This is a genomic window from Lichenihabitans psoromatis, assembly GCF_004323635.1.
GTDB classification, from domain to species: domain Bacteria; phylum Pseudomonadota; class Alphaproteobacteria; order Rhizobiales; family Beijerinckiaceae; genus Lichenihabitans; species Lichenihabitans psoromatis.
Window position 1 is genome coordinate 2,170,229 of record NZ_CP036515.1, and the last position, 21,300, is coordinate 2,191,528.

At 63.7% G+C, this 21,300-nt stretch carries 21 protein-coding genes; 8 read left to right on the top strand and 13 right to left on the bottom strand.

The window, feature by feature from the left end; genetic code table 11:
• The first annotated feature begins 4 nt into the window (after nt 1-4).
• Entirely contained in the window at nt 5-874 is an 870-nt protein-coding gene (locus EY713_RS10085) for an ABC transporter permease (protein ID WP_131114671.1), read from the top strand.
• A gap of 20 nt (nt 875-894) precedes the next feature.
• On the opposite strand, the gene EY713_RS10090 is transcribed toward EY713_RS10085, so the two are convergent.
• From EY713_RS10090 to EY713_RS10110, 5 genes are all read right to left on the bottom strand, one after another.
• A complete protein-coding gene (locus tag EY713_RS10090) occupies nt 895-2,262 on the bottom strand; it encodes a sensor histidine kinase (RefSeq protein ID WP_131114672.1) in 1,368 nt (455 codons plus the stop codon).
• Nucleotides 2,252-2,923: a response regulator gene (locus EY713_RS10095; RefSeq protein WP_131114673.1), complete on the bottom strand. Its 672-nt coding sequence runs from the start codon at nt 2,921-2,923 to the stop codon at nt 2,252-2,254. The genes EY713_RS10090 and EY713_RS10095 overlap by 11 nt, the downstream gene beginning before the upstream one ends.
• A gap of 421 nt (nt 2,924-3,344) precedes the next feature.
• Nucleotides 3,345-4,553, bottom strand: coding sequence for a glycosyltransferase (locus EY713_RS10100; RefSeq protein WP_131114674.1), 1,209 nt, complete (start codon nt 4,551-4,553; stop codon nt 3,345-3,347).
• The gene (locus EY713_RS10105; RefSeq protein ID WP_131114675.1) at nt 4,550-6,112 is read right to left on the bottom strand and encodes a glycosyltransferase family 39 protein; all 1,563 of its coding nucleotides are present in this window, start codon (nt 6,110-6,112) and stop codon (nt 4,550-4,552) included. The genes EY713_RS10100 and EY713_RS10105 overlap by 4 nt, the downstream gene beginning before the upstream one ends.
• Nucleotides 6,113-6,505: 393 nt before the next feature.
• A complete protein-coding gene (locus EY713_RS10110) occupies nt 6,506-7,129 on the bottom strand; it encodes a cytochrome b (protein WP_131114676.1) in 624 nt (207 codons plus the stop codon).
• A gap of 279 nt (nt 7,130-7,408) precedes the next feature.
• Between EY713_RS10110 and EY713_RS10115 the strand changes: the two genes are divergently transcribed.
• Nucleotides 7,409-8,092: a response regulator transcription factor gene (locus tag EY713_RS10115; RefSeq protein ID WP_131114677.1), complete on the top strand. Its 684-nt coding sequence runs from the start codon at nt 7,409-7,411 to the stop codon at nt 8,090-8,092.
• Nucleotides 8,085-9,440: a sensor histidine kinase gene (locus tag EY713_RS10120; protein ID WP_131114678.1), complete on the top strand. Its 1,356-nt coding sequence runs from the start codon at nt 8,085-8,087 to the stop codon at nt 9,438-9,440. The genes EY713_RS10115 and EY713_RS10120 overlap by 8 nt, the downstream gene beginning before the upstream one ends.
• Before the next feature lie 25 nt (nt 9,441-9,465).
• On the opposite strand, the gene EY713_RS10125 is transcribed toward EY713_RS10120, so the two are convergent.
• From EY713_RS10125 to EY713_RS10145, 5 genes are all read right to left on the bottom strand, one after another.
• Entirely contained in the window at nt 9,466-10,221 is a 756-nt protein-coding gene (locus EY713_RS10125) for a cytochrome b/b6 domain-containing protein (RefSeq protein WP_165491091.1), read from the bottom strand.
• Nucleotides 10,200-10,523 carry a cytochrome c gene (locus EY713_RS10130; RefSeq protein WP_165491092.1) on the bottom strand — a complete coding sequence of 108 codons (324 nt, stop codon included), beginning with the start codon at nt 10,521-10,523 and terminating at the stop codon, nt 10,200-10,202. The genes EY713_RS10125 and EY713_RS10130 overlap by 22 nt, the downstream gene beginning before the upstream one ends.
• Nucleotides 10,524-10,660: 137 nt before the next feature.
• On the bottom strand, nt 10,661-10,969 hold the full coding sequence (locus EY713_RS10135; RefSeq protein ID WP_131114681.1) for a hypothetical protein: 309 nt from the start codon (nt 10,967-10,969) through the stop codon (nt 10,661-10,663).
• An 83-nt stretch (nt 10,970-11,052) separates the two neighbouring features.
• Nucleotides 11,053-12,480, bottom strand: coding sequence for a sensor histidine kinase (locus EY713_RS10140; protein WP_131114682.1), 1,428 nt, complete (start codon nt 12,478-12,480; stop codon nt 11,053-11,055).
• On the bottom strand, nt 12,467-13,144 hold the full coding sequence (locus tag EY713_RS10145) for a response regulator transcription factor (RefSeq protein WP_131114683.1): 678 nt from the start codon (nt 13,142-13,144) through the stop codon (nt 12,467-12,469). Before EY713_RS10145 ends, EY713_RS10140 begins: the two co-directional genes overlap by 14 nt.
• Nucleotides 13,145-13,320: 176 nt before the next feature.
• On the opposite strand from EY713_RS10145, the gene EY713_RS10150 reads away from it, so the two are divergent.
• The 3 genes from EY713_RS10150 to EY713_RS10160 are packed head-to-tail and all read left to right on the top strand — an operon-like array spanning nt 13,321 to nt 15,230.
• Complete coding sequence (locus EY713_RS10150) at nt 13,321-14,127, top strand: Dps family protein (protein ID WP_342634251.1); 807 nt, start codon at nt 13,321-13,323, stop codon at nt 14,125-14,127.
• Between the two features lie 48 nt (nt 14,128-14,175).
• The gene (locus EY713_RS10155; protein WP_245504451.1) at nt 14,176-14,613 is read left to right on the top strand and encodes a sulfocyanin-like copper-binding protein; all 438 of its coding nucleotides are present in this window, start codon (nt 14,176-14,178) and stop codon (nt 14,611-14,613) included.
• An 8-nt stretch (nt 14,614-14,621) separates the two neighbouring features.
• Complete coding sequence (locus EY713_RS10160) at nt 14,622-15,230, top strand: cytochrome b (RefSeq protein WP_131114685.1); 609 nt, start codon at nt 14,622-14,624, stop codon at nt 15,228-15,230.
• A 457-nt stretch (nt 15,231-15,687) separates the two neighbouring features.
• Here the strand turns inward: EY713_RS10160 and mbfA are convergent, their stop codons facing one another.
• Together mbfA and EY713_RS10170 are read right to left on the bottom strand one after the other, a co-directional pair.
• Entirely contained in the window at nt 15,688-16,644 is a 957-nt protein-coding gene (gene mbfA / locus EY713_RS10165) for an iron exporter MbfA (RefSeq protein WP_131114686.1), read from the bottom strand.
• A gap of 690 nt (nt 16,645-17,334) precedes the next feature.
• Nucleotides 17,335-17,649, bottom strand: a complete 315-nt coding sequence (locus EY713_RS10170; protein ID WP_131114687.1) for an HNH endonuclease — start codon at nt 17,647-17,649, stop codon at nt 17,335-17,337.
• A gap of 295 nt (nt 17,650-17,944) precedes the next feature.
• On the opposite strand from EY713_RS10170, the gene EY713_RS10175 reads away from it, so the two are divergent.
• A protein-coding gene (locus EY713_RS10175; protein WP_131113674.1) for an IS3 family transposase occupies nt 17,945-19,125 on the top strand; the annotation gives its coding sequence in 2 pieces (ribosomal slippage) (nt 17,945-18,206 and nt 18,206-19,125; 1,182 coding nt in all).
• Here the strand turns inward: EY713_RS10175 and EY713_RS10180 are convergent.
• Nucleotides 19,122-20,099 (bottom strand): LysR family transcriptional regulator, encoded by a 978-nt coding sequence (locus tag EY713_RS10180; RefSeq protein WP_210215328.1) that lies wholly within the window; start codon nt 20,097-20,099, stop codon nt 19,122-19,124. The genes EY713_RS10175 and EY713_RS10180 overlap by 4 nt on opposite strands.
• A gap of 115 nt (nt 20,100-20,214) precedes the next feature.
• On the opposite strand from EY713_RS10180, the gene EY713_RS10185 reads away from it, so the two are divergent.
• Nucleotides 20,215-21,069 carry an N-acyl homoserine lactonase family protein gene (locus tag EY713_RS10185; protein ID WP_131114688.1) on the top strand — a complete coding sequence of 285 codons (855 nt, stop codon included), beginning with the start codon at nt 20,215-20,217 and terminating at the stop codon, nt 21,067-21,069.
• The last annotated feature ends 231 nt before the right edge of the window (nt 21,070-21,300 follow it).

The following is a 21,300-nucleotide window of genomic DNA, read 5'->3' on the forward strand; positions in this document are numbered from 1 at the left end:
ATCCATGACGGTCATCGGTCAGACGCTCGACCCGCCCGCCACCCTGACCAGCCCGTCGACCCTCGAGATCGCGGCCCGACACGCCTCGCGCCAGCGGAGCCAGATTGTGATCACGGCTCGCATTGCGATCCTGGTCGTCGTCCTCGGCGGCTGGGAACTCGGCACGCGCTTTGGTCTGATCGACCCCTTCTTTTTCGCAAGCCCGTCCGGCATCGCCGACCAGGTCTGGATCTGGATTACCGAAGGCACATCACAGGGGCCGCTGTGGGAGCAGATCCTGGTGACGATGGAAGAGACCCTGCTCGGCTTCTTCATCGGTGCGGTCGGCGGCATCGTCTGCGGCATCGTTCTCGGCCGTAACAAGCTGCTGGCCGACATCTTCTCGACCTACATCAAGGTCGCCAATTCGATTCCCCGTGTGGTGCTCGGTTCCATTTTCATCATCGCGCTAGGGCTCGGGATGGCGTCGAAGGTGGCACTGGCGGTCGTCATGGTGTTCTTCGTGGTTTTCGCCAATGCGTTCCAAGGTGTGCGCGAAGCCGACCGCGCCATGATCGCCAATGCCCAGATCCTCGGTGCATCGCCGTTTCAGATCACCCGGGCCGTTATCGTCCCATCGGCCATGAGTTGGATCCTGGCCAGCTTGCACGTCAGCTTCGGCTTCGCGCTGGTGGGTGCCGTGGTGGGCGAGTTTCTGGGCGCCAAGAAGGGCGTCGGCCTGTTGATCTCGACCGCGCAGGGCAGTTTCAACGCCAATGGTGTGTTTGCCGCGATGGTGATCCTGGCTGTCCTCGCGCTCGTGGTCGAGGGGATCATCACGATCGTCGAGAATAGACTGGTGAAGTGGCGGCCAGTTCCGTTCGACAGCCATTGAGGGCGCCGCGCCGCTGACGATCACGCCGCAGGCAGGCGCACTTCAACCACGAGGCCGCCGCCCTCCATTCTGCGCGCCAGCACGGTTCCCCCAGCCGCGGTCGCGACCTCCCTCACGATCGCGAGGCCGAGGCCACTGCCTTCGGCCTGCGTATCGGGTGCGCGATAGAAGCGTTCGAAGATCCGCTCCCATTCGGACGGAGGCAGACCCGGGCCATTATCCTGCACCGAGCAGAGCGCGGTCTCGCCATCCCGCCGCACCACGACGGTTACGGTGCTTCCCTTGGGGCAATAGCGCAGGGCGTTGTCGACAAGATTGACCAGCAGTTCGGCCAGCATCGTCGCGTCGCCGCGCACGGTGGCGCTCGTCGCCTCGTCGAGGCCGAGATCGATCCCCTTGGCGAGCGCGCCTTCGGCGACATCGTCCAGAACGCGGCGCGCCATGGTGCCGAGATCGACCAGATCGCTCCGCGCGCGACGGCTTCCCGGCTCGGCGCGCGACAGGGTCAGCAATTGGCCGGAGAGGCGCGACATCTGTTGAGTGCTGGCCTGAATGGCCGCCAAGGCGGCGTCCTGCTCTGCGGTACCAAGCTGGCGACGCGCATAGGTGGCCTGAACGTTGAGCAGCGTCAGCGGCGTTCGCAACTGATGCGCTGCGTTGGTGACAAAACGGTGCTGCGCCGCAAGCTGGCGCTGTACCCGCTCGATTTGCCGGTTCAGAGCGGCGACCAACGGCTGCAACTCGGCCTGCACGGCGCCGGCTTCGAGCGGCTCGAGGCTTGTACTCGGCCGGGCCAGAACCGCATCGCGCAGGCGAAGCAGTGGGGCCAGACCCCGTCTGAGGCCGAGCAGCATGAAGAGGCCAGCCGCCACGATGAGCGCGAGCTGTTGTCCGAAGCCAATGGCCCATAAGTGCAACAGCAGCGCATTCCGGCTGTTCAGGGTCGTGCCCAGCACGACCGTCACCGAGGCCCGCAGACCTGGCCCGGCGATGGGATGATCCAACATCAGCAGCCGCAACGGTCGGTCGCGGTAGACGACTTCCTTCGCGGCGGACCCGCTGCTTGGTTCGATCTTGCTCCAACGCGGCAGGTCGGCTGTTCCGGCGAGCAGGCGCCCCGCGCCATCCATCACGGCGTAGTAGACGAAATCACCCGATCCGGTATCGAACATCTCCAGCGCCGCGGGCGGCACCACCACCTGAATGAGATCGTCTTCGACGGTGGCTTGTTCGGCGATCGACCGAGCCGAGGCCGCAAGCGTGCGATCGGTCACGAGGTCGGCGGCGGCGCGCGCACTGATCCAGCTCGCGGTGGCGTTCAGGGCGGCGAGCAGCAGCAGGGGGACGAGAACCCAGCCGAGAAGCTGAGCGCGCAGACTATGACGCATCGTCGCGGAGCAGATACCCGACGCCGCGCAACGTTGCGATCGTGACCGTGCTGCCGTCCAGCTTCTTGCGAAGGCGATGGACATAAATCTCGATCGCGCTCGGGTCAGCGTTATCGTCGAAGCCGAACACGGCTTCGGCCAACACGGTCTTGCTTTGAGTTCGACCCGGCCGGCGCATCAGGGCCGCCAGAACGGCATGTTCCCGCGGTGTCAGTGCGAGAGGAAGCCCTGCGAGCGTGAAGGTTCGGCTGCTGGTTTCTAAAATCAGGTCACCGCAGCTCTGGAGGGGCGTCGGCCGCCCATCGGCACGGCGCAATTGCGCCCGGATCCGCGCCTCGAGCTCAGCGACCTCGAACGGCTTGACGAGATAATCGTCGGCGCCTTCGTCGAGCCCGCGTACCCGGCCGTTTAGGCTGGCATTGGCGGTCAGCAGAATCACCGGCACCGTGCCGCCCCGCGCCCGCAGCCGGCGCAGCACGTCGAGCCCATCGAGGCGGGGCAGCGCCAGGTCGAGGATCACGAGATCGTAGGCCGCGAGTTGGAGCAGATCGTCGGCTTCTTCGCCGTCATAGGCCAGATCGACTGCGTAGCCGTCGTTCCGAAGGACTTTGGCGAGCCAAGTCGACAGGTCCCGGCTATCCTCGACAAGCAGGATGCGCAACGATTGGACCTCCAGCCCGGGGTTCTGGCTGACCCTGCAGTCGAGCCGTGTCTCTCACACTAGCGTATATCGGTGAAAGAGGGCTCTCCAAACATACAGTTAGAAACGGGACGTTTGCATTCGGCTAATGCGCCATGCGAAAATGGTAGGTTTCGGTAACATCGTTCCGCTCAATGACATGAAGAAAGTTAGGGCGGTGATCTAAGCGCTGATTTGTGGCGTTACCGCGGGATTATTCCTCGATGCCATCACCGCCAGGCGAGGCGCCGAGCAGGACGTGATCAACGCAAGAAAGGTGGCAAAGGTGAAGAGCACACCCGACGTGAAATGTTTGGTTTCGCCCGGCAGGCCCGCGGGCGATCAGTAGGGGTGCCGACCTCGCCCTCTGCCAGCCAGTAAAGTTCCGCCGGTCCGTCGCGGCTCATGGAGAGTGCCCAACTTCTGCTCGTCGAGGAGCGTCGTCTTCCCTCGCCTCGGCCGCGACGGCACGAGGCAAGACGCGTACCCTCCTGAGCGGCCACACGACGACGGCGCTCACGGCGTAGTTCCAGAACGCGCTGACCAATGCGCCGAGGAAGCCCGCCAGCCACCATCGTGGCGTGTCCGCGAAGATCCAGGTCGCCACGCTGAGGTTAGCCAGGACCCCGACGCTGCAAACGGTGCCGAAAAGCATGAGGGCCGGCACCATCGACCAGCCCCGGACCCGCCGCTCGCGAAACGTCAGCGCGTTGTTCAAGAAGAAGTTGACGGGCATAGCGCCGAAGGATGCCAGCGTCTCCATCGCGTGGAAGCCCAGCTTCGGGGTGACGTGGATCATGAATCGCAGAAGGACGATATGGGCAAGGAGACCGGCCAGACCGACCAGAACGTAGGCCGTCATCCGGATGGGGACGAGGTTGCCGGAGAGGCGGTGGACGATCAGCCCCGCATAGTCGACAAGCACGCGAGCATCGAGCTTGCTGTCGCCGCCACCCCTCTTGCGAAAGTCGTAAGCGACTTCCGCAACGCGCAAGTCGCGGGGGATATGCAAAAGGACGTCGACGAGGATCTTAAAGCCGTCCGAGACGAGGGACGGCGCGATCGTCTCAATGAGGTCGCGTCGGACCATGAAGAATCCGCTCATTGGATCGGCAACGGCACGCTTGAGCACGATGCGGGAGAGCGCCGCTCCGACGTCGCTGATCCAGCGGCGGGGCGCGCTCATGCCGCCGCCGCCGCGGATCCGACGCGTTCCGATGACGAGATCGGCTTCCCGGTCGGCGATGAGCCGCCACATCGCCGGGAGGATCGTCTCGTCGTGTTGCAGGTCGCCGTCGATGACGGCGATGACCGGCGCCGAGGAGCATAGGGCCCCCTCGATAAAGGCCCCCGCCAGCCCACGCCGACCGACGCGACGCAGGCAGCGAAGACGGGTATCCGTCGCACCCTTCTGCCTCGCCCAATTCCACGTCCCGTCCGTCGAGTCATCGTCGACGATGATCATTTCCCATGGGATGTGGCGCAGCACGACGGCCAGCCGGTCGAACAGGATCGGGACGTTGTCGCGTTCGTTGAACGTCGGGACGATGACGGATAGCAGCGGTGCCAAACAGGGTTTTGACTGGTCCTGACGGCCAAGGCGAGCGATCATGACCGCACGCTAGGCGGCACCGTGGCGGAAGCCTTCGACGCATAGGGCAGCGGGTAGGGCCTGAGCAGGCCGTGGGCGCGGATGATCCCAAGCTCGACCTCGTCGCGACCGTGCCGGCCGATCCAGACATGCTCGGGAGGATCGAGCGTCGCGAAGTACGGCTTCAGGCGCGGCAATTGCTGAGCGAGCAACGGCGCCGGCACGATGATGAGGGTATCCTGCCCAACGAAGCGGTCGATCGCGGGACCGAAGGCGAACTGTCGAGGATCGTCGGAAAATATAGCGACCTGGACGTCCTTGCCGAGGGCGAGGGCGATTTTCCCGGCATCCATCCAACGCGTGGTCACCACGAAAGCTGGGTGCGCGGCGACTACCGCGTCGGCGTTGCGAAGCGCGGTCCAGTCGAGGCTCTCCAGCGTCGGGTCCTGTCCCGCCCCCGAAGCCGCTACGCCACGCGACGCCCATCCTTCTGCCGTCAAGCCCACCGCAACCACCAGCACCACGGCGAAGGCGACAGTCGATCCGATCGCCCATTTTATTGGCGAGAACCAGCGCGAAGGGCGCTTCTCGATCCAGGCGCCAAGCAGCGGGAAAACGAAGAGCCACCCGGGCATCGGCCAATGCGGGAGCCCTCGCGTGCTCCAGAGTGGCGCGATCGAGAAGAGCACGATAGCCGGCAGCGACAAGGCCAGCAGCAGTCGGTCAGCGTCCCGACCCTGAGAGCGGCAGGCGCCGAGGAGGGCGGCAGCGAGCGGGACCGCCACCCACGGCGAAAGGAACGCCGCCTCGCCAGCGAGCATAGCAAGCACCTGCGCAGGGCGCAGGGCGGATTGCGGGAGACCGCGCGACGTCTGGAAGGCGAACGAGGCCCATCCATTGTGCGCGTTCCAGACCAGCACCGGCGTCAGGATGACGAACGCCACAAGCGCGCCGAAATAAGGCGCGGGATGCGCGAGCCAGCGCCGGTGGCGGGGGGAGGTAATGATGAAGGCGATCAGCCCCAGCGCGATTAGGATCGCGTTATACTTTGACAAGCCGGCCAGCCCGAACCACAGGCCCGCGAGCAGCCAAGCCCGCCATGGCGACGCCTTATCACCATTCTGCTTCGGTATCAGGACCGGCAGCAGCGCCTGGACTGCCGCTAGGAGAAAGAAGATCAGGACCCCGTCGGGAACGACCCAGCCTCCGGCCGAGACGGTGAAGAAGATCGACAGGTTGAGAGCGACCACGCTCCAGACGGCGGCCTGCGGCCCGTAAAGGTGTCGGGTGACGAGGAACAGCAGCCACCCCGTTCCCGCGAAGAGCAGCACGAAGGGCAGCCGCACCCACCGCGTCTCCTCGACCACTAGCGAAGCCACATGCGCCAGCCAGATGTGCAAGGGCGGATGGTCGAAATAGGAGAGGTGCAGAGTCCGTGCACCGGCGAGGGTGTAGGCTTCGTCGTTGCCGAAGCCGATGGCGAGCATCAGGACGAGGCGGACTGCGAGAAAGGCCGCGATGAACGAAGCAGCGGTCGCCGCCGGACGCGCCAGGAGCCAAGCGGAGGAAGCCGTTTCCACGGAGGACTCTTCGGCCAGCTGGCGCACGGGCTTGTCCGACGGACCGTCCGATACCGCGGCATCGGACGCTCGATGTGATGAACTCAACAGCAGTGCCTCGACGCGACGGTGAAGCACCGCCGCCGCACTCTTAGGATCGCGACCTGTCCACTAGCTGTCAGCTCACGTCGATGTTACCCACTGGGGGCAGGCCGCTTCACATCATCGGGACAGCGACAGAGATCGAGAGTGTACATTCAAGGACGCCGATGCTGACTACAAGGCTTGTGGCTCTGCATCTTTTGCCGCAACGATCTGTTCCAGCACGGTGATTGCGGCGTGACCGGCTTGAAGAAGGGCGGTTGATCGTCGCGCGGCGCCGACCCTTGTAGGCGCCGTGCCAAAGGGCTGGGTTCAGGCGACGGGGCGATCGGTGAGGCCGCCGCTGCCCCTCGTCGGAGCTTCCCGACCGGGCAGCATCCGCCTGAGCACGCCATCCCGCACGGCGTAGTGGTGAAAGAGGGCCGCTGCTGCATGGAACCCGGCAAGCACGATGATGGCCCAGGCACCCCAATGATGGACCCAGTTGAACGCCGGCCGCCATGAGAGATCGAACGCAAGCGGCGACGGTATGCTGGTGCCGAAAAACTCGACACCGTGGCCTCGCACCCACCTCTTGCCGAACCCGGCGACCGCCATCGTGATCAGGAGACCATAGAGGACGTAGTGCATCCCCTTAGCCGCAAGCTCGGTGACGCCCGTGGTTGCCGGACGGAGACGCCGCCCAAGGAGGGATCGCCAGCTCAATCTCACGATCAGCACGGCCGCGAGGACGACGCCCAGCGAGACATGCGCGGTTTGCATCGTGATCTGCGTCGGACCATCGTGGGGGAAGAACGACCAGATGTGGGCCAGGCTGAACAAGGTCACGACCAAGATGGCCGTCAGCCAGTGGAGCGTCATAGTCACGCTGTCGTAGCGTTCGTTACCGCGAGGCCGCCCATCTTCCCCCGTCAAGGCTCGTGTCGCCTCCGCCATGTGCGTCTCCCTCATCTCAAACCACTCTTGTCGGCGCCTAATTTGCCTGACTCGCGTGGCCGTCATCGGCGCTGCCGCTCAAGATCGTCGCCCCACCCGTACAAGCGTGTCGTCGACGGCGACCTTAACCCTGTCATGGCGCAAGTCATGCGAGAGCCGCCATCACGGCCAACGCTCTACCGTCCGGCGCGCTCCTGTCCACTTGCTGTCAGTGTTGACGAAAACATCCCGGCGGGTCGTTCCGGCGGCTAATATGTGCCGGTTAAGGGGAAAGCCGCGATGAGGCTGCTGCTGGTAGAGGATAGCATTCGCCTTCGCGACCTGCTGACCGAGCGAATCCGCGGGGCGGGCTGGATGCTGGACGCGGTCGGCACGATCGCGGCCGCGACGGAGGCCTCGCGATCGATCCTCTACGACCTCGTCCTCATCGACCTCGGGCTCCCGGATGGCGACGGCAAGTCGTTGATCAGGTCGCTCAGGGCGCAGGGCTCGTCCGTGCCAATCCTCGTCCTGACGGCGCGGGGGTCGATCGACGACCGCGTCGACGCCCTCGACTGCGGGGCCGACGATTTTCTGATGAAGCCTTTTAATCACATCGAGTTCCTCGCTCGCTGCCGCGCCCTGTTGCGGCGCAGCGGTCCTCACCGAGCGGAGCGTATCGAGTTGGGCCGCTTGGAGTTTGATCCGGCGTCGGGCTCGGTTCGGGTCGGGGGCGCAATCGTGCCGATCTCGCCGCGCGAGCGATCCATCCTGGAATTGCTGCTGCGCCACTCTGATCGCGTGGTACCAAAGGAGCGGATTGAGATCGCCTTGTCGGCATTCGGTGAAGAAATCTCGACCAACGCCGTCGAACTGGCGATCTCGCGCCTCCGCAAGCGGCTCGAACCGGTCGGGGCCGGCATCGCCATCGAGACGGTGAGGGGCGCCGGATATCTGCTGCGGGAGGTCAAGGCGCATGCCTAAGCGGGTTCGGGGGCTGCCATCCCTTGCACGCATCATCGGCTCGCGCATCGTCGGGTTCGCGCTCCTCGCGATGACCGTACAGGTCGCAGTCGTGCTGGCCGACTACTACTTCGACGACCCAAAACTCGCCTCCCTGATGATCGAGGGCGAGACCGCTGCCTTGGTGAAAGGCATGAGCGTCGGCCCGAACGGCCCAACTTACGCGGTCCCGCGCGGCATGAAGCGCTACCAGGGATCCAACGGCGACTACTTCACCCGCTTGCGCACACCGGAGGGGCGCGTCGTGTTCTCCAATTGCGACGCGAGTTGCGCGCTTCGCCTGCTGCCGCAGGAAGTGAACCCGCCCGATCTCTGGTCGCGCCTTCTGCGGCGCGGCAAGCCCATCGCGGTCGCCGGTGGCCAATCGTTCGATGTTCATGGCGCAAAGATCTTCGTCGAGGTCGCGGTGCTCGATGACCACGAACGCGTGATGTGGCACGTTCTCGGACGAGAACTCGGCGACCACCTTGCCGTCCCGATGTCCATCATGCTCGTCTTCGTGCTCGGCGGCATCCTGCTGTCGGTGAAGCTCGCGCTGCGACCGGTGGAGCGGGCGGCCTCGCAGGCCGAGCACATCGATCCGCTCGACCCCAGCCAGACGATCGAGATCGCGGGGATGCCGAGGGAGGTCGCCAACCTCGGTGCGGCCGTGAACCGCATGCTGGTGCGCATCAACGCGCTGATGCAGGCCCAGCGGGTCTACACCACCGCCATCGCCCATGAGATCCGGACGCCCTTGGCGATGGTGAAGCTCGAACTCGGCAACATCGAGCATCCGCGCGCGCGCAAGATCGAGCAGGACCTCGACGCGCTCACCCACTTCGTCGCACAGATCACCGATCTCGGCCGGCTGGAAGGCGCCGACCGATCGACGTTCCGGTCGATCGACTTGGCTGCCCTGAGCCGAGCGGTCGTCAGCGACGTCGCGCCATGGGTCTACGACCACAAGGACACGATCGCCTTTGAGGACGCTGGCGCCGCAACGGTGGAAGGCCACCCTTCGTTGATCGAGAACGCAGTCCGCAACCTCATCGAGAACGCCATCAGGCACACACCCGGGCGAACCGCCATCGAGGTCACGGCTGGTCCCGGCCCTCGCGTGTCGGTGAGCGACGATGCCGGCCTGCTTCGTCAGGAGCCCGATCCGGGCATGCACTGTGACGGCGTGCCGGACCCGTCCGGCATCGGGCTGGAGATCGTCCGGCGCATTATGAAGCTGCATCGCGGCACGCTGGAGATGTCGGTCGAGCGCGGGAGCCGCACCACGATGGAACTCGCCTTTGCGACCGATACCGACCGCGAGGGCTGAACCGGGCGACAGCGCCGCACTCAGTTTAACCTGCGAAGAACGTGCTGCCGGACAAAACGACAGTGCCGTAGACCAAGCCGATCGCAACGCCAAGGCAGAGAAGCGCCATAAGCGACGAGCCGCGTTTTGGATTCGGAACGTCCGCAAAGGGGGCCCTGGCCTTGCGGCCGGTGATCATTGCGCCGATCAGATTGTCGCGCTTGACGAACTGGTGGAACAGGTTGACGCCGATGTGCACGAGGGTCAGCCCGAGAATCACGTAGAACCAGACCGAATGCAGCGTTGCCGCACGGGACGACCATGTCGCACCGATCGCATCGGCGAACGGGCCGGACGCCAACACGCCGTCGCTGGAGAAGAGGCCGAGAGCGACCTGGACCGCGCAGGCGAGCAGCAATCCGATGATCATGAGCCCGCCGGCGGGGTTATGGCCCAGGTAGGGCCGCTCAGTGCCCGCCCACACCGTTTTCAGGTAGGCGACGACGGCGGCCGGAGAGGTCAGGAAGGTGGAAAAGCGCGCGGTCGTGCCACCGAAGAAGCCCCACAGGATGCGGTAGATGACGAGCGTCAGGATCGTGTAGCCGGCGGCCTTGTGCACCGTCATCGCGGGATCGTCGAAGCCGCTGGACACCCAGGCCGTGACGACGGCGATGACAAGCCCCCACTTGAACAGGCGTGTTGGCAGGTCCCATGCCAGGACGTCGGGACGTCGGCTCCCCTCCGGGTCGAGGTGACGCCGCAACAAGCGTTCCGCCACGCTCACTTGTACACCGAATGGCACGACCGACACTCGCCGACGAGCGAGCCGAAGGCCGCCCTGAACCGCGTCGGGGTGGTGCTTGATTGCCGGGCGGCGTCGGCCGTCGCCGAGAACTTCGAGAATCGCGTCCGCAGATCCTGGCCCTTCGCGCTTCCACCCGGGAACAGCGCCATCCCCGCTCTTCCCTCACCCGCATAGGCCTTCATGATCGCATCGAATGTGGCCGGGTCGTTGGCGGATAACGCTGCCTTGGCCTCCTTCGTGGTCCGCGCCATCTCGGCCATCGTCGCCTTGAGCGGGTCAGCCAGGAGCGGTTCCGTCAACGCCGTCAGCGAGGCCAATCCACAAAAGACTGTTATTCCGGTTACGACGGCGTGCCGTGCCGGGCTAGTCGAGCGTCCTTGCGCTTGGGCTTCCACAGGTGAACGTTGCCAGCCTTCCACTCGATCCAGCCACTCTGTCATTTGTTGATCTCCACTTGCTTTCTGGGATCGATGACCTCGCGACAAGGAGCGCTGAGCCGATCAGCCTTTCGGTGCAGGCAGGCGAGGATCGCCTCCTCGTCAGGGACATGGCTGGGGCAGAGCGGGTAGACGTCCGGAATGCCGTCGGCTTGCTGCGCTTCGGTTCCGCGCGACTGAGCGGGAGCGTCCTGCGCCCATCCGACAGCCAGTAGGGTCGCCGAGGCGATCGCTGACAGCGGAAACGCGCCGAACATACGGTTCAGCCACTTTCGCGCGGCTGCCTCTCGATTCGTGAAAGCTGTCATGATTAGACATCTACCGATGTCGCCTGTCGGATTGCTGTCGGACGTCAAGGGCGGAGAACGCGGTCTGACTACGTTGCACCCGGTCAAATCGCCCCTTGGTTGACGAGGTCCGATTTGATGGGTCCGACCTTGCGCAAGGCAACGGTCGAGCCTGGGCAAACGAGTTCGACGCGGCAGCCGGGGTGGTTGTCGCCGATCGTGAGCCGGAAGCCGTGCAGGGTCGCGATCGCTGCGACGAGCGAGAGGCCGAGCCCGACGCCTTCGCGCTGGCGGCTGCGCTCCGCTCGGTAGAAGCGTTCCAGCACCCGCTTGCGGTCTGCCTCGGCGATGCCGGGTCCGTCGTCGGCGACTGTAACCACCGCGCTTCCGTCCCGCTCGACCAGGGAGAGCATCACATGACCGCCTCGCGGGGTGAACTTGATGGCGTTGTCGAGTAGGTTCGCGACGGCCTCGAAGAGCAGGTCTCGGTCGCCCATCGCGGTTGCCGCACTCGCCTGGTCGACGCCGACCCGAACGGTGATCTCACGGTCTTCGGCGACCGGATCGTACAACTCGGCCGCCTCGACCAGGATCTGCCCCAGGTCGACGGATTGGAATGCTGCCCGGCGGCGGCCGTGTTCGATCTCGCCGATCCGCAGCACGGCTGTGATGACCGCAAAGGTCTGATCGAGCCAGCCCATCGCTTCGTCGATGGCGGCCGCGAACTCCGCCGGTGTCGTCACCACGTTCCTCGATCGCTCCAGGCGCGTGCGGGCCCGGGTCAACGGGGTCCGAAGGTCGTGCGCGATGCTGTCACCGACGCTGCGGACTTCGTCGAGAAGGCGTTCGATCTCGTCCATCATGGCGTTGATATCGGTCGCCAGACGGTCAAATTCGTCGCGCCGCCCCGTCAACGGAAGACGTCCACTCAGACGACCCTCTCGGATCTCGGCAATGGCTTTGCTGAGAACCGTGACGCGTCCGAGCGCGCGGCGCCCCAGGAGCGCCCCGCCCAGAAGAGAAAGGACCACCATGGGCCCGAGTCCGAGGCCGAGCGCCCGGATGATCACCACGCTGACATGCTCGAGCGCATCGGTGTCGTTGCCCAACCCAAGCGTGCGGCCGTCAAGCAGCTTAAGCCCGAGCGCGCGTATCTTTTCGCCGCGCTCGTCGCCGTCCGCATCCTGCGCTTCGGTCGAGGCGTATTGCGGCTTGCCGTCGGGCCAGAGGTCTTTAGGCAGCGCAGGCATGTTGCCGGCCTGCGCGACCCCGTCATGGGCGACGAGAATACCGTATCGGACGCTGTGAATGTCCTCACGCAGCCAGGTCTTCAAAGCCTGGACGGCATTAGCCGGGTCTTCGGCGATCACCTTTGCTTCGTGGCGGAGCATGTCGTCCAACTGCGCCCGCTCATAGTGCGCCGTCTGCCAGTATACGAAGGCGAACAGGATGATGGACAGGCCGGTGAAGGCGGCCGCTAACGTCATCGCCCAACGAAAGGCGGTCGTCCGGAACAGGTCAAGCCGGGGCATGAAGCGTGTAGCCGATCCCGCGCACGGTCTCGATCAAGGGCGTTTCATCGGGGCCGTCAAGTTTGCGGCGGAGGCGTCCCATGTGAACGTGGATGAGGTTCGTGCGCGGCATGAAATTGTAGTTCCAGACCTCCTCGAACAGCATGGCCGGCGTCACGACCTGCCCCTCGCGCCGCACCAGATATTCGAGAAGCTTGAACTCGCGTTGCAACAGGTCGAGTGAGCGACGGCCACGCGTGGCCGTCGACGTGATCAAGTCCAGTTCCAGAGGTCCGACGCGGAGAAGCGTTTCGCGCGATGCCGCTGGCCGCCGCAGCAGCGCCTCCACGCGGGCGGCGAGTTCGACGAGCGAGAAGGGCTTGCTGAGGTAATCGTCGCCGCCCGCCCGCAAACCACGGACCCGCTCGTCCACGTGCCCCATGGCACTCAGGATCAAGGCCGGCACCTTGTTACTCTCGCCTCGCAGGGTCTTGAGCACGGTCAAACCGTCGCAGCCCGGCAGCATGCGGTCGATCACAATGACGTCCCATGACCCTTCGCGCGCCTGTTTGAGGCCTTCGATTCCATCGGCGGCGATCTCGACGCCGAACCCACGCCAGCGCAGATCCGATGCGATTTCCGCAGCGGTGATGTCGTCATCCTCGATAAGCAGCAGCTTGGGCATCGTCGTCCGGTGGGAAATGATGACGCAAGCTTAGACCGCGCAAGCGGTTCGGTCCGCAGCTTTCAGCGCCGTGCGCCTGAATTCGAATTTAGTGGTGCGGAATGAGGGTGGCACTACCTCAGGGCCCGACGGCGTCCAACCCGGTGACGCCCATCAATCGCAATCGAGGTTCATTGATGCGTATGACCAAGATCGCCGCGTGTATCCTGGCTGGCGTCCTGCTTCCGCTCGGACTGGCCAGTGCCGCAACAACGTCCAACACGGGATTCTCGACCGTCTGGCCTATGACGGGTCGGATTCAAGTCGCACAGGCCAAGACCTCGCAGGGGTCTGAGCAGGTGAAGACGCTGTCGCCGCAGGCACCTGTCAGCATGCCGCAGCCCGTTGGGTCTTTTCCGACCAACGCCGTCACGGATCGACCGTTCGTCAGCCCCGAAGGCGGGGTCGAGGGTTACAAGAAGACGGTCGGCGCCCTCCAGCGAACCCTGACGGAGCTGCAACAGCTGCAGCTCCAGACCAAGGAGGCCCATTGGAACGTTTCCGGGACCCTGTTCTACTCGCTGCATGAACTCTTGCAGGACCATTACGAGGGCCTTTCAAAGTATGCCGACGAGTGCGCTGAGCGCCTCCTCGCCATCGGCTCCTCGTCGGACGGCCGAGCGAGCACGATCGTGAAGACTTCGGCTATTCCCGAGATCCCGGGCGGCTACATCGACGACGCCCAGGTCATCGTCTGGTTCATCAATGCCTATAAGACTGCGGGCGAGGAGGTCCGCGCGGGCATCAAAGACACGCAAGACCCCGATCCAACCACCTCGAACCTGCTGCAAGAGATCGAGCACGGTATCGACAAGTACCAGTGGCAGATGCGCGCCTTCGTCCAAGGGACGCACACAGACCCCAACACCGGGTTCGACATCAACAACAATAAGCCGGTCGACCTGCCGAGCCAGCCCCCCAAGATCGATCCGAACGCCAAGTGAGTTTCATGCGAGCGCTGACGTCGGCGCTTGCCTTTTCAGGAGATGACCGTGACTTTTAAAACGACATCCACATTGCTGCTCTTGACCGGCCTCCTCAGCGCCGCAACCGCGACGGCGGCGTTCGCCGATACCGTCGTGAAGGTAAGGCTCACTGGCGAGAGCCATGAAAAGATGGGGCTCGACGCTGTGCCCGCGAGCGTGCCAGCCGGCAAGGTCGAGTTCGACGTAACAAACGCCGCGATGAAGACGGGCCATGAGATGATCCTGGTGAAGCTCGCGGCCAAGGGCGAGACGTTGCCCCTCGATCCCGCCAAGCACCGCATCGACGAGAAGGCGATCAAGTCGCTGGGCGAGGTGTCCAACCTGAAGGCCGGGGCGAACGGCGTTCTCAAGGCGAACGTGACGCCGGGCGACTACATGCTGATCTGCAACATCAAAGGACACTTCGAGTCAGGAATGGCAGCGCCGTTCACTGTTACGCCCTGAGCGGCACGATGTCGTTCCACGAAACCGATACGGTTCTCCCGCCCGGCATGGACACGTCCCGTGCCGGGCGTCTGGGCTTCACCACGCGTGCCCTGCACTGGGCAACCGCCGCCCTCGTGGCCGGCGGATTTGGTGCGGCCTGGTTGTTCAACGCGCTCGGTCCCAGCCCTACTGCGGCTAAGCTGGTCGAGATCCATCGCTCGATCGGGCTCTGCATCCTGCTCGTCACCCTCACGCGCGTGGTCTGGCGCATGACGCATCCGTTGCCGCCCGTTCCGAGCGCGCCGTGGGAGCGGTGGCTGGCTGGGACGGTCCAGGCGATGTTGTATCTCGCCCTGATGGCCATGCCGGTTTTGGGCTGGCTTGGCAGCAACGCGCAGGGCGACAATGTCACCTTCCTCGGCGTGCTGCCGCTCCCGGACCTCGTTGAGGCCAACCAGGATATTGGCGACCGCCTGTTCGTTCTGCACGGCTGGCTCGGCTACGGCATCCTGGCACTGCTCAGCCTTCACATCGCGGGTGCGTTAAGGCACCGCTTCATAAAAAAGGATCGTGTTCTGCAACGCATGACGACGGGACTACCGCTCGAGGCAGCGAGCAATACCGACCGTGCTTAACACGAGCGCCGCCGTCCAAACCTTAGGTGTTCTCGCTGTTCCTCCGCGGCGATGATCTGTAAGTCCTTTTGAGATTGCGGCCACAGCGGCGTGGTCCTCACAAAGTCTGACCGCGACTGCCCATCTTGCGCCTACCCCTTTGCAAGCTGGTCTCGCAGACCTGAATATCGCCTTGATGCTGCGTCAGCGAAAAGTCGAGCTTCACGTTTACTGCCCGCCTATCTTGAGTCCTCCGCAAGGATCTCATCGTGGTACCCGCAGCGGCTGGAGGTCGAACTCGTGCATCACAACGGCCCAGGCGCTAATCCGTTGTTAGAGGTCGACTACGTCGGCGCTTTCGAGGCGCTCGACTGCGACGCGCGCAAGGCCGACATCAAGACACTCCTGACGTTCGGACCTGAGACCGACACCTTGAGACGGGGCGGAGTGGCCAGACGGGCCGCTCCGCCCTTTTGTTTTAGCTGCTGCCGATCAGGATGCCGGTCGCCAACACCAAGCCTCCGCCCAACATGACCTTGGCGGCCGCCGAGACAGGCGGCGTATCCATGTAGCGCCACTGGATCCAGGCGATGATCAGCAGTTCGATCACGACGACGACCGCCGCCACGGCGGTCGCGGTGTAGAAGTCCTTGATCAGGTAGGGCAGCGTGTGGCCGATGCCGCCCGCGATCGTCATCAGGCCGCAGACGAGGCCGCGAAGATAGGGTGTGCCGCGACCCGAGATCTTGCCGTCGTCGGCAAGCGCCTCGGCAAACCCCATGGAAATACCGGCGCCGAGCGATGCGGCCATGCCGACCTGAAACGCGTTCCAGGAATTGTGGGTCGCGAAAGCCGCGGCGAAGACCGGCGCCAGGGTCGAGACGGACCCATCCATGAGCCCGACGAGGCCGGGCTGGATGATCTGCAACACGAAGCGTTTGCTGGCGTCGTCCTCCTCCTTTCCTTTGGCGCCGTCCGGAAGATGTTTGGCCTCGATGCTGGCGGCCGTCAGATCATGGCGCTGTTCGGCCTCGGCGAGATCTCCGAGCAGTTTGCGCACGGCCGTGTCGGTCGTGCGGCTGGCCGCCAGAAGATAAAAGCGCCCGGATTCCTGTTCCATCCGGCGGACTTCCGCCCGCACCGCGCCGATGCCATGTGCCCGGACCTGCCAATGCGGCCGGCGTTGCACCCAGCCCCGGATATCCTGTCGGCGGATCAGCGGAATATGATCGCCAAATCGCTGCGCGAACATGTCGATCAGCGATCGACGGTGATGGTTTTCCTCGGCCGCCATGTCGGCGAAAACCTTCGCGCTATCAGGATACTGCTCACGGAGGCTTTCGGCGAAGTCGAGATAGACACGGCCATCCTCCTCCTCGCTGCTGATCGCTAGCGCGAGCAATTCCCGTTCGTCGAGGTCGGACATGGATTTCATAAGGCAGCTCACGATAGATTAGAATTGATCCAATCTATCTGCATATGCCCGCGGCGCGCGTGAGATCAAGGCTTGTTTGGAAACATTCTAGAATAAGGTGGGCTCTCGCCCGGCAGCCAAGCTGCGATTGAGGTTCCGACGACTAGACGCTGCATGTTCCGTCGGACTGCTGGCCACATTGTCTCCTTGCCGTGGGCGCGAGTTACGATGGTGCTACACGCACCCAAGCGGCCCTGATAAGGGGGCTGGGCTGGGCCAGCGTATGCATCGCGATCGCCGGGTAGTGCTTGGCGATATCCACGGCGCTTTTGCTGCCCTTAGCGGCGACAGGACTTCGATCGCGGGAGCTTCGGTCGGACCGTGGTCGGGCTTTGTTTTCGGCCCGGTTCCGGTTCGAGCGCCGCTCCCGACCCTTGCCGGTTGACTTGGTCATTGAGGGGTCCGATCCGGGCCGCTCGAAAGCGGCTAAGCGATTAATGGGACGCGTCCGTTGGATTATTCGCTATTCAAAGGGGCGAAAAAATCTCCGCGTGAGACTACGTCCGGTCCAGCCCCCTTGACCGATCAGGATCGAAACCGCCCACCCCCGGTCAGGCCTCGATGCCTGCCGCGGAGGGCAGGGCAGGGGCATCGGACGGCCACGACAGTCGGGGTTGGAGGCCGGAGAACCGAAGGCCAGCCAGCGGGCTTCTATGAGGCGTTGACGCGAGAGAAGCGGCCACCGCCGCGACGGGTGCCGTCCGGCCCTTCCTTGACCTGGTTGTCATGGGCCCGGCAGAGCGACCGGAGGTTCGAGGCCTCGTCCGAGCCGCCGTTACGCGGGCTAACAATATGGTCGACGACGATGCCGCGGGCTAGGCAGCCCGGCGCGGTGCAGCCACCGCCATCGCGGGCGAAGATGACTTGGCGCAGCGCCTTCCAGTCCGTCGTCCGGTACCGAGGATCCGCCGTCTTGGGCGGCAGCTTGGCGATGGACAGATCTGCCGCTTTCAGGCGCGACGGCATCGTGCGAAGCGCGATCGGCCAACCTCTCTTTTACTTCCGGGAATGAGACTTATCGGAAGCTATCGGATCGAAGCATATGTCTCGAATAGGTGGTAAGCCGTCATTAATGTTGCGGCGCAGAAACATCCGCTTGCAGAAGCAAGAGCAGAATGTCGCGCTTTGTGTCTCTACGCTCTGAGGGCTCATCCCGTTATAGTGAAGCGATGTAGATCCCTTCAGAGTTGCCTCACGGTGATCGTCCCCCCTTGAAGTGGTCCATCCCGATGTATGGCTTTCGAGCCTGGAGGATGGATCGATGGGAAGACGACCGAAGCCTGAAGAGATCGTGAGCAAGCTGCGTCAGGTCGACGTGTTGGTCTCACAGGGGAAGACCGTTGCGGACTCGGTTCGCTCGATCGGGGTGACCGAGGTCACCTACTACCGGTGGCGGAAGGAGTTCGGCGGCTTGAAGCTTGACCAGGTCAAGCGCCTGAAGGAGCTGGAGACGGAGAACATGCGGCTTCGCAAGGCGATCGCCGACCTCACGCTCGACAAGCTGATTCTGAAGGAGGCGGCCTCGGGAAACTTCTGAGCCCCGCGCGCCGGCGCGTCTGCATCGAGCATGTGCGACAGCATTTGCCTGTCTCCGAGCGCCGCGTCTGTGCGGCGCTCGGTCAGCACCGCTCGACGCAGCGCAAGGCGCCGCGGGGCTTTGACGACGAAGAGGCGTTGACGGGCGACATCATCGAGCTGGCGCGGCAGTACGGCCGCTACGGCTATCGCAAGATCGCGGCGTTGCTGCGCGATGCCGGGTGGCTGGTAAACGACAAGCGGGTCGAGCGCATCTGGCGATGCGAAGGGCTGAAGGTGCCGGCCAAGCAGCCGAAGAAGGGACGTCTCTGGCTCAACGACGGCTCCTGCATTCGCCTCCGGCCCGAGCACCGCGATCACGTCTGGTCGTACGACTTTGTCGAGGATCGCACGCATGACGGCCGCAAGTTCAGGACCCTCAATGTCGTCGACGAGTTCACCCGGGAGTGCCTGGCCATCCGGGTCGCGCGCAAGCTCAACTCGACCGACGTCATTGACGTTCTGTCCGACCTGTTCATCCTGCGCGGCGTGCCTGGTCACATCCGTTCGGACAACGGCCCCGAGTTCATCGCCCAGGCTGTGCAAGACTGGATCACGGCGGTTGGAGCAAAGACCGCCTATATTGCCCCAGGCAGCCCGTGGGAGAACGGCTACGTCGAGTCGTTCAACGCTCGCTTCCGAGACGAGCTGCTCGACGGAGAGATCTTCTACTCGCTCAAGGAAGCTCAGGTCATCATCGAAAGCTGGAGAAGGCATTACAATACTGTGCGCCCGCACGGATCAATCGGCTACAAGCCCCCGGCGCCGGAGGTCTTCGTGCCCGCCTTCGCCGCATGGCCGGCTGCGAAACCCCGACCATCTCCGCCGGCCATGCTCAGGGTGGCGCCCAGGCCGACCATGAACTAACAATCAACCCGGACCACCCGATGGGGGCCGATCAACGGCACCGTGAGCATGTCGACGACGGCCTGCGCTGCCAAAGACATCCGGCCGCGACGTGGATAGCAGATCGACCAACCGGGGAACGTCGGCAGATAGTTAGTCAAAAGCGATGCCAGCGCACCCCGATTCAGAGAAGCCACTGCGTGCTGTTCGAGCACGAATGCGATACCGACCGACTGCAGCGCGGCATTCACGGCGATGTCACAGTGAGAGACGGTCAGCGGGCCAGTGATGTCGACCATGGTCGTGCATCCATCGATCTGGAACACCCATCGATAGGGATAGTCAGTAGAAGGCCTCCGCCACTGAATACACCGGTGATGGGCGAGGTCCGACGGGGTTTCGGGTCGACCATGCTCAGCAAGATAGGCCGGTGAAGCGACGACGACGTGCCGGACTCTCGCCCCAACCGGCAACGCATAGGTAGACGGATCAGCGGCTCCAGTCAGGCTGATGTCGAGATCAAAGCCTGCTGTCACGATGTCGACGAGCGCGTCGTCAATTACGAGGTCGAGGTGAATGTCCGGAAAAGTGCGATTAAGCTCCCCCAGGCGAGGTTCTAACAGGCTCACATAAGCGGGACGCGGCACGTGCAGACGGACCAGACCCGCCGGCTTCACACTGAGTTCATGAACGTCGACGACGGCGGCCTCCATTTCATCCATCGCCGGCCTGAACCTCTTGAAAAGACGCATCCCGGCGCCGGTCATCGCGACGCTTCGGGTGGTGCGGTGCAGCAGTTCGATCCCGAGTCGGTCCTCCAGCTTTTTGATCGTCTGACTGACCGACGACGGCGCAATCCTCAAATGCCTTGCGGCACCTACGAAACTTCGCTTCTCGACAACCGCCACAAAGGCGGCAAGCTCGGCAAACTCAGATCCGCGCATTATACTACGATCTCCGAACAGAGTGATCGGATTATAGTAGATAGACCTCATGGTTGAAAGCCTAAATGGTTGCTCGGATGATGGTCTTCTGAACGGCGCGTGGCGAACAACGCTTGTCCGTAACGTCGTTCAGAGCCTCCGGTAGCCGAAGAGAAAACCGATCCCGATGTTTCAAGCCTTGAAAACTGCCGGTCTAGCTGTCTTGCTGGGCGGTTATCTCACCTTTAGTGCCCAGGCTCAGCAACCGACGCCTCCGCCGGCAGTCAAGCTGTGGCGACTGGACTGCGGGTCCTTCACAGCGCCGAAAGATAATTTTTCGGATCTCTTCGATCATCCTGGCCAGCGGGGTTCCTACGTCGACAGCTGCTATATCGTCCGGCATGGAAAAGACTTGCTGTTGTGGGACGCCGGATTGTCGCGTTCATTGATCGGTCAACGCGCAGACCCATTCCTGCCGATCCGTATGACGTTAATCAGATCGGTTGCCAATCAGCTCTCTGCCATTGACTTGAAACCGGCCGACATCACCATCCTAGCGATCAGCCACAACCACTCCGATCACACCGGACAGGCATTCGACTTCCCGAATGCACGCCTCCTGATGGCCAGCGTCGACTTCGAAGCACTTCGTCAAACACCTCCGCCGTTCTTTACCGAGCCGACTTCGCTGGCACCCTGGCTCGTCGGCGATAGCAGGAAGGACTTGATCTCGGGAGACCACGACGTCTTCGGTGATGGTAGCGTCGTGATGGTGGCGCTGCCGGGTCATACCGCCGGAAACCATGGATTGCTGGTTCGCCTCGCCCACCGCTCTCCCGTCCTGATCTCGGGGGACGCACTCCATTCTGCGAAGCAGTTGGAGACCCGTGCGGTTTCGCCCTTCAACGCGAGCCGTTCCGACTCGCTTGCATCCATCGACCGCATCCTAGGAATCATGCGCGCGACCCACGCAACTCTAGTGATCGAACACGATCCAGGTTCCGTCGCCAAGCTTCCCGTGTTTCCGGCCGGCGCGGACTGACAAGTGACGTGCGGCGGCACCAAAGTCGAGCGACCGGTGGTGGCGTGATTGCGGACATTCGTCGCCGAACACGTGACAATCTGCAACGGGTCGAGCAGCTCTTCGGCTCCGGAAATGTCCCTTATCGGAAGCTAAATGCCCGGTGCTTATGTCTGCCGATAGGCGGAAAGCGGCTGTAGCCAAGTTTCGACGGCTTTGTCCGTCGCCATAGGACACCGGACATTCGAACCA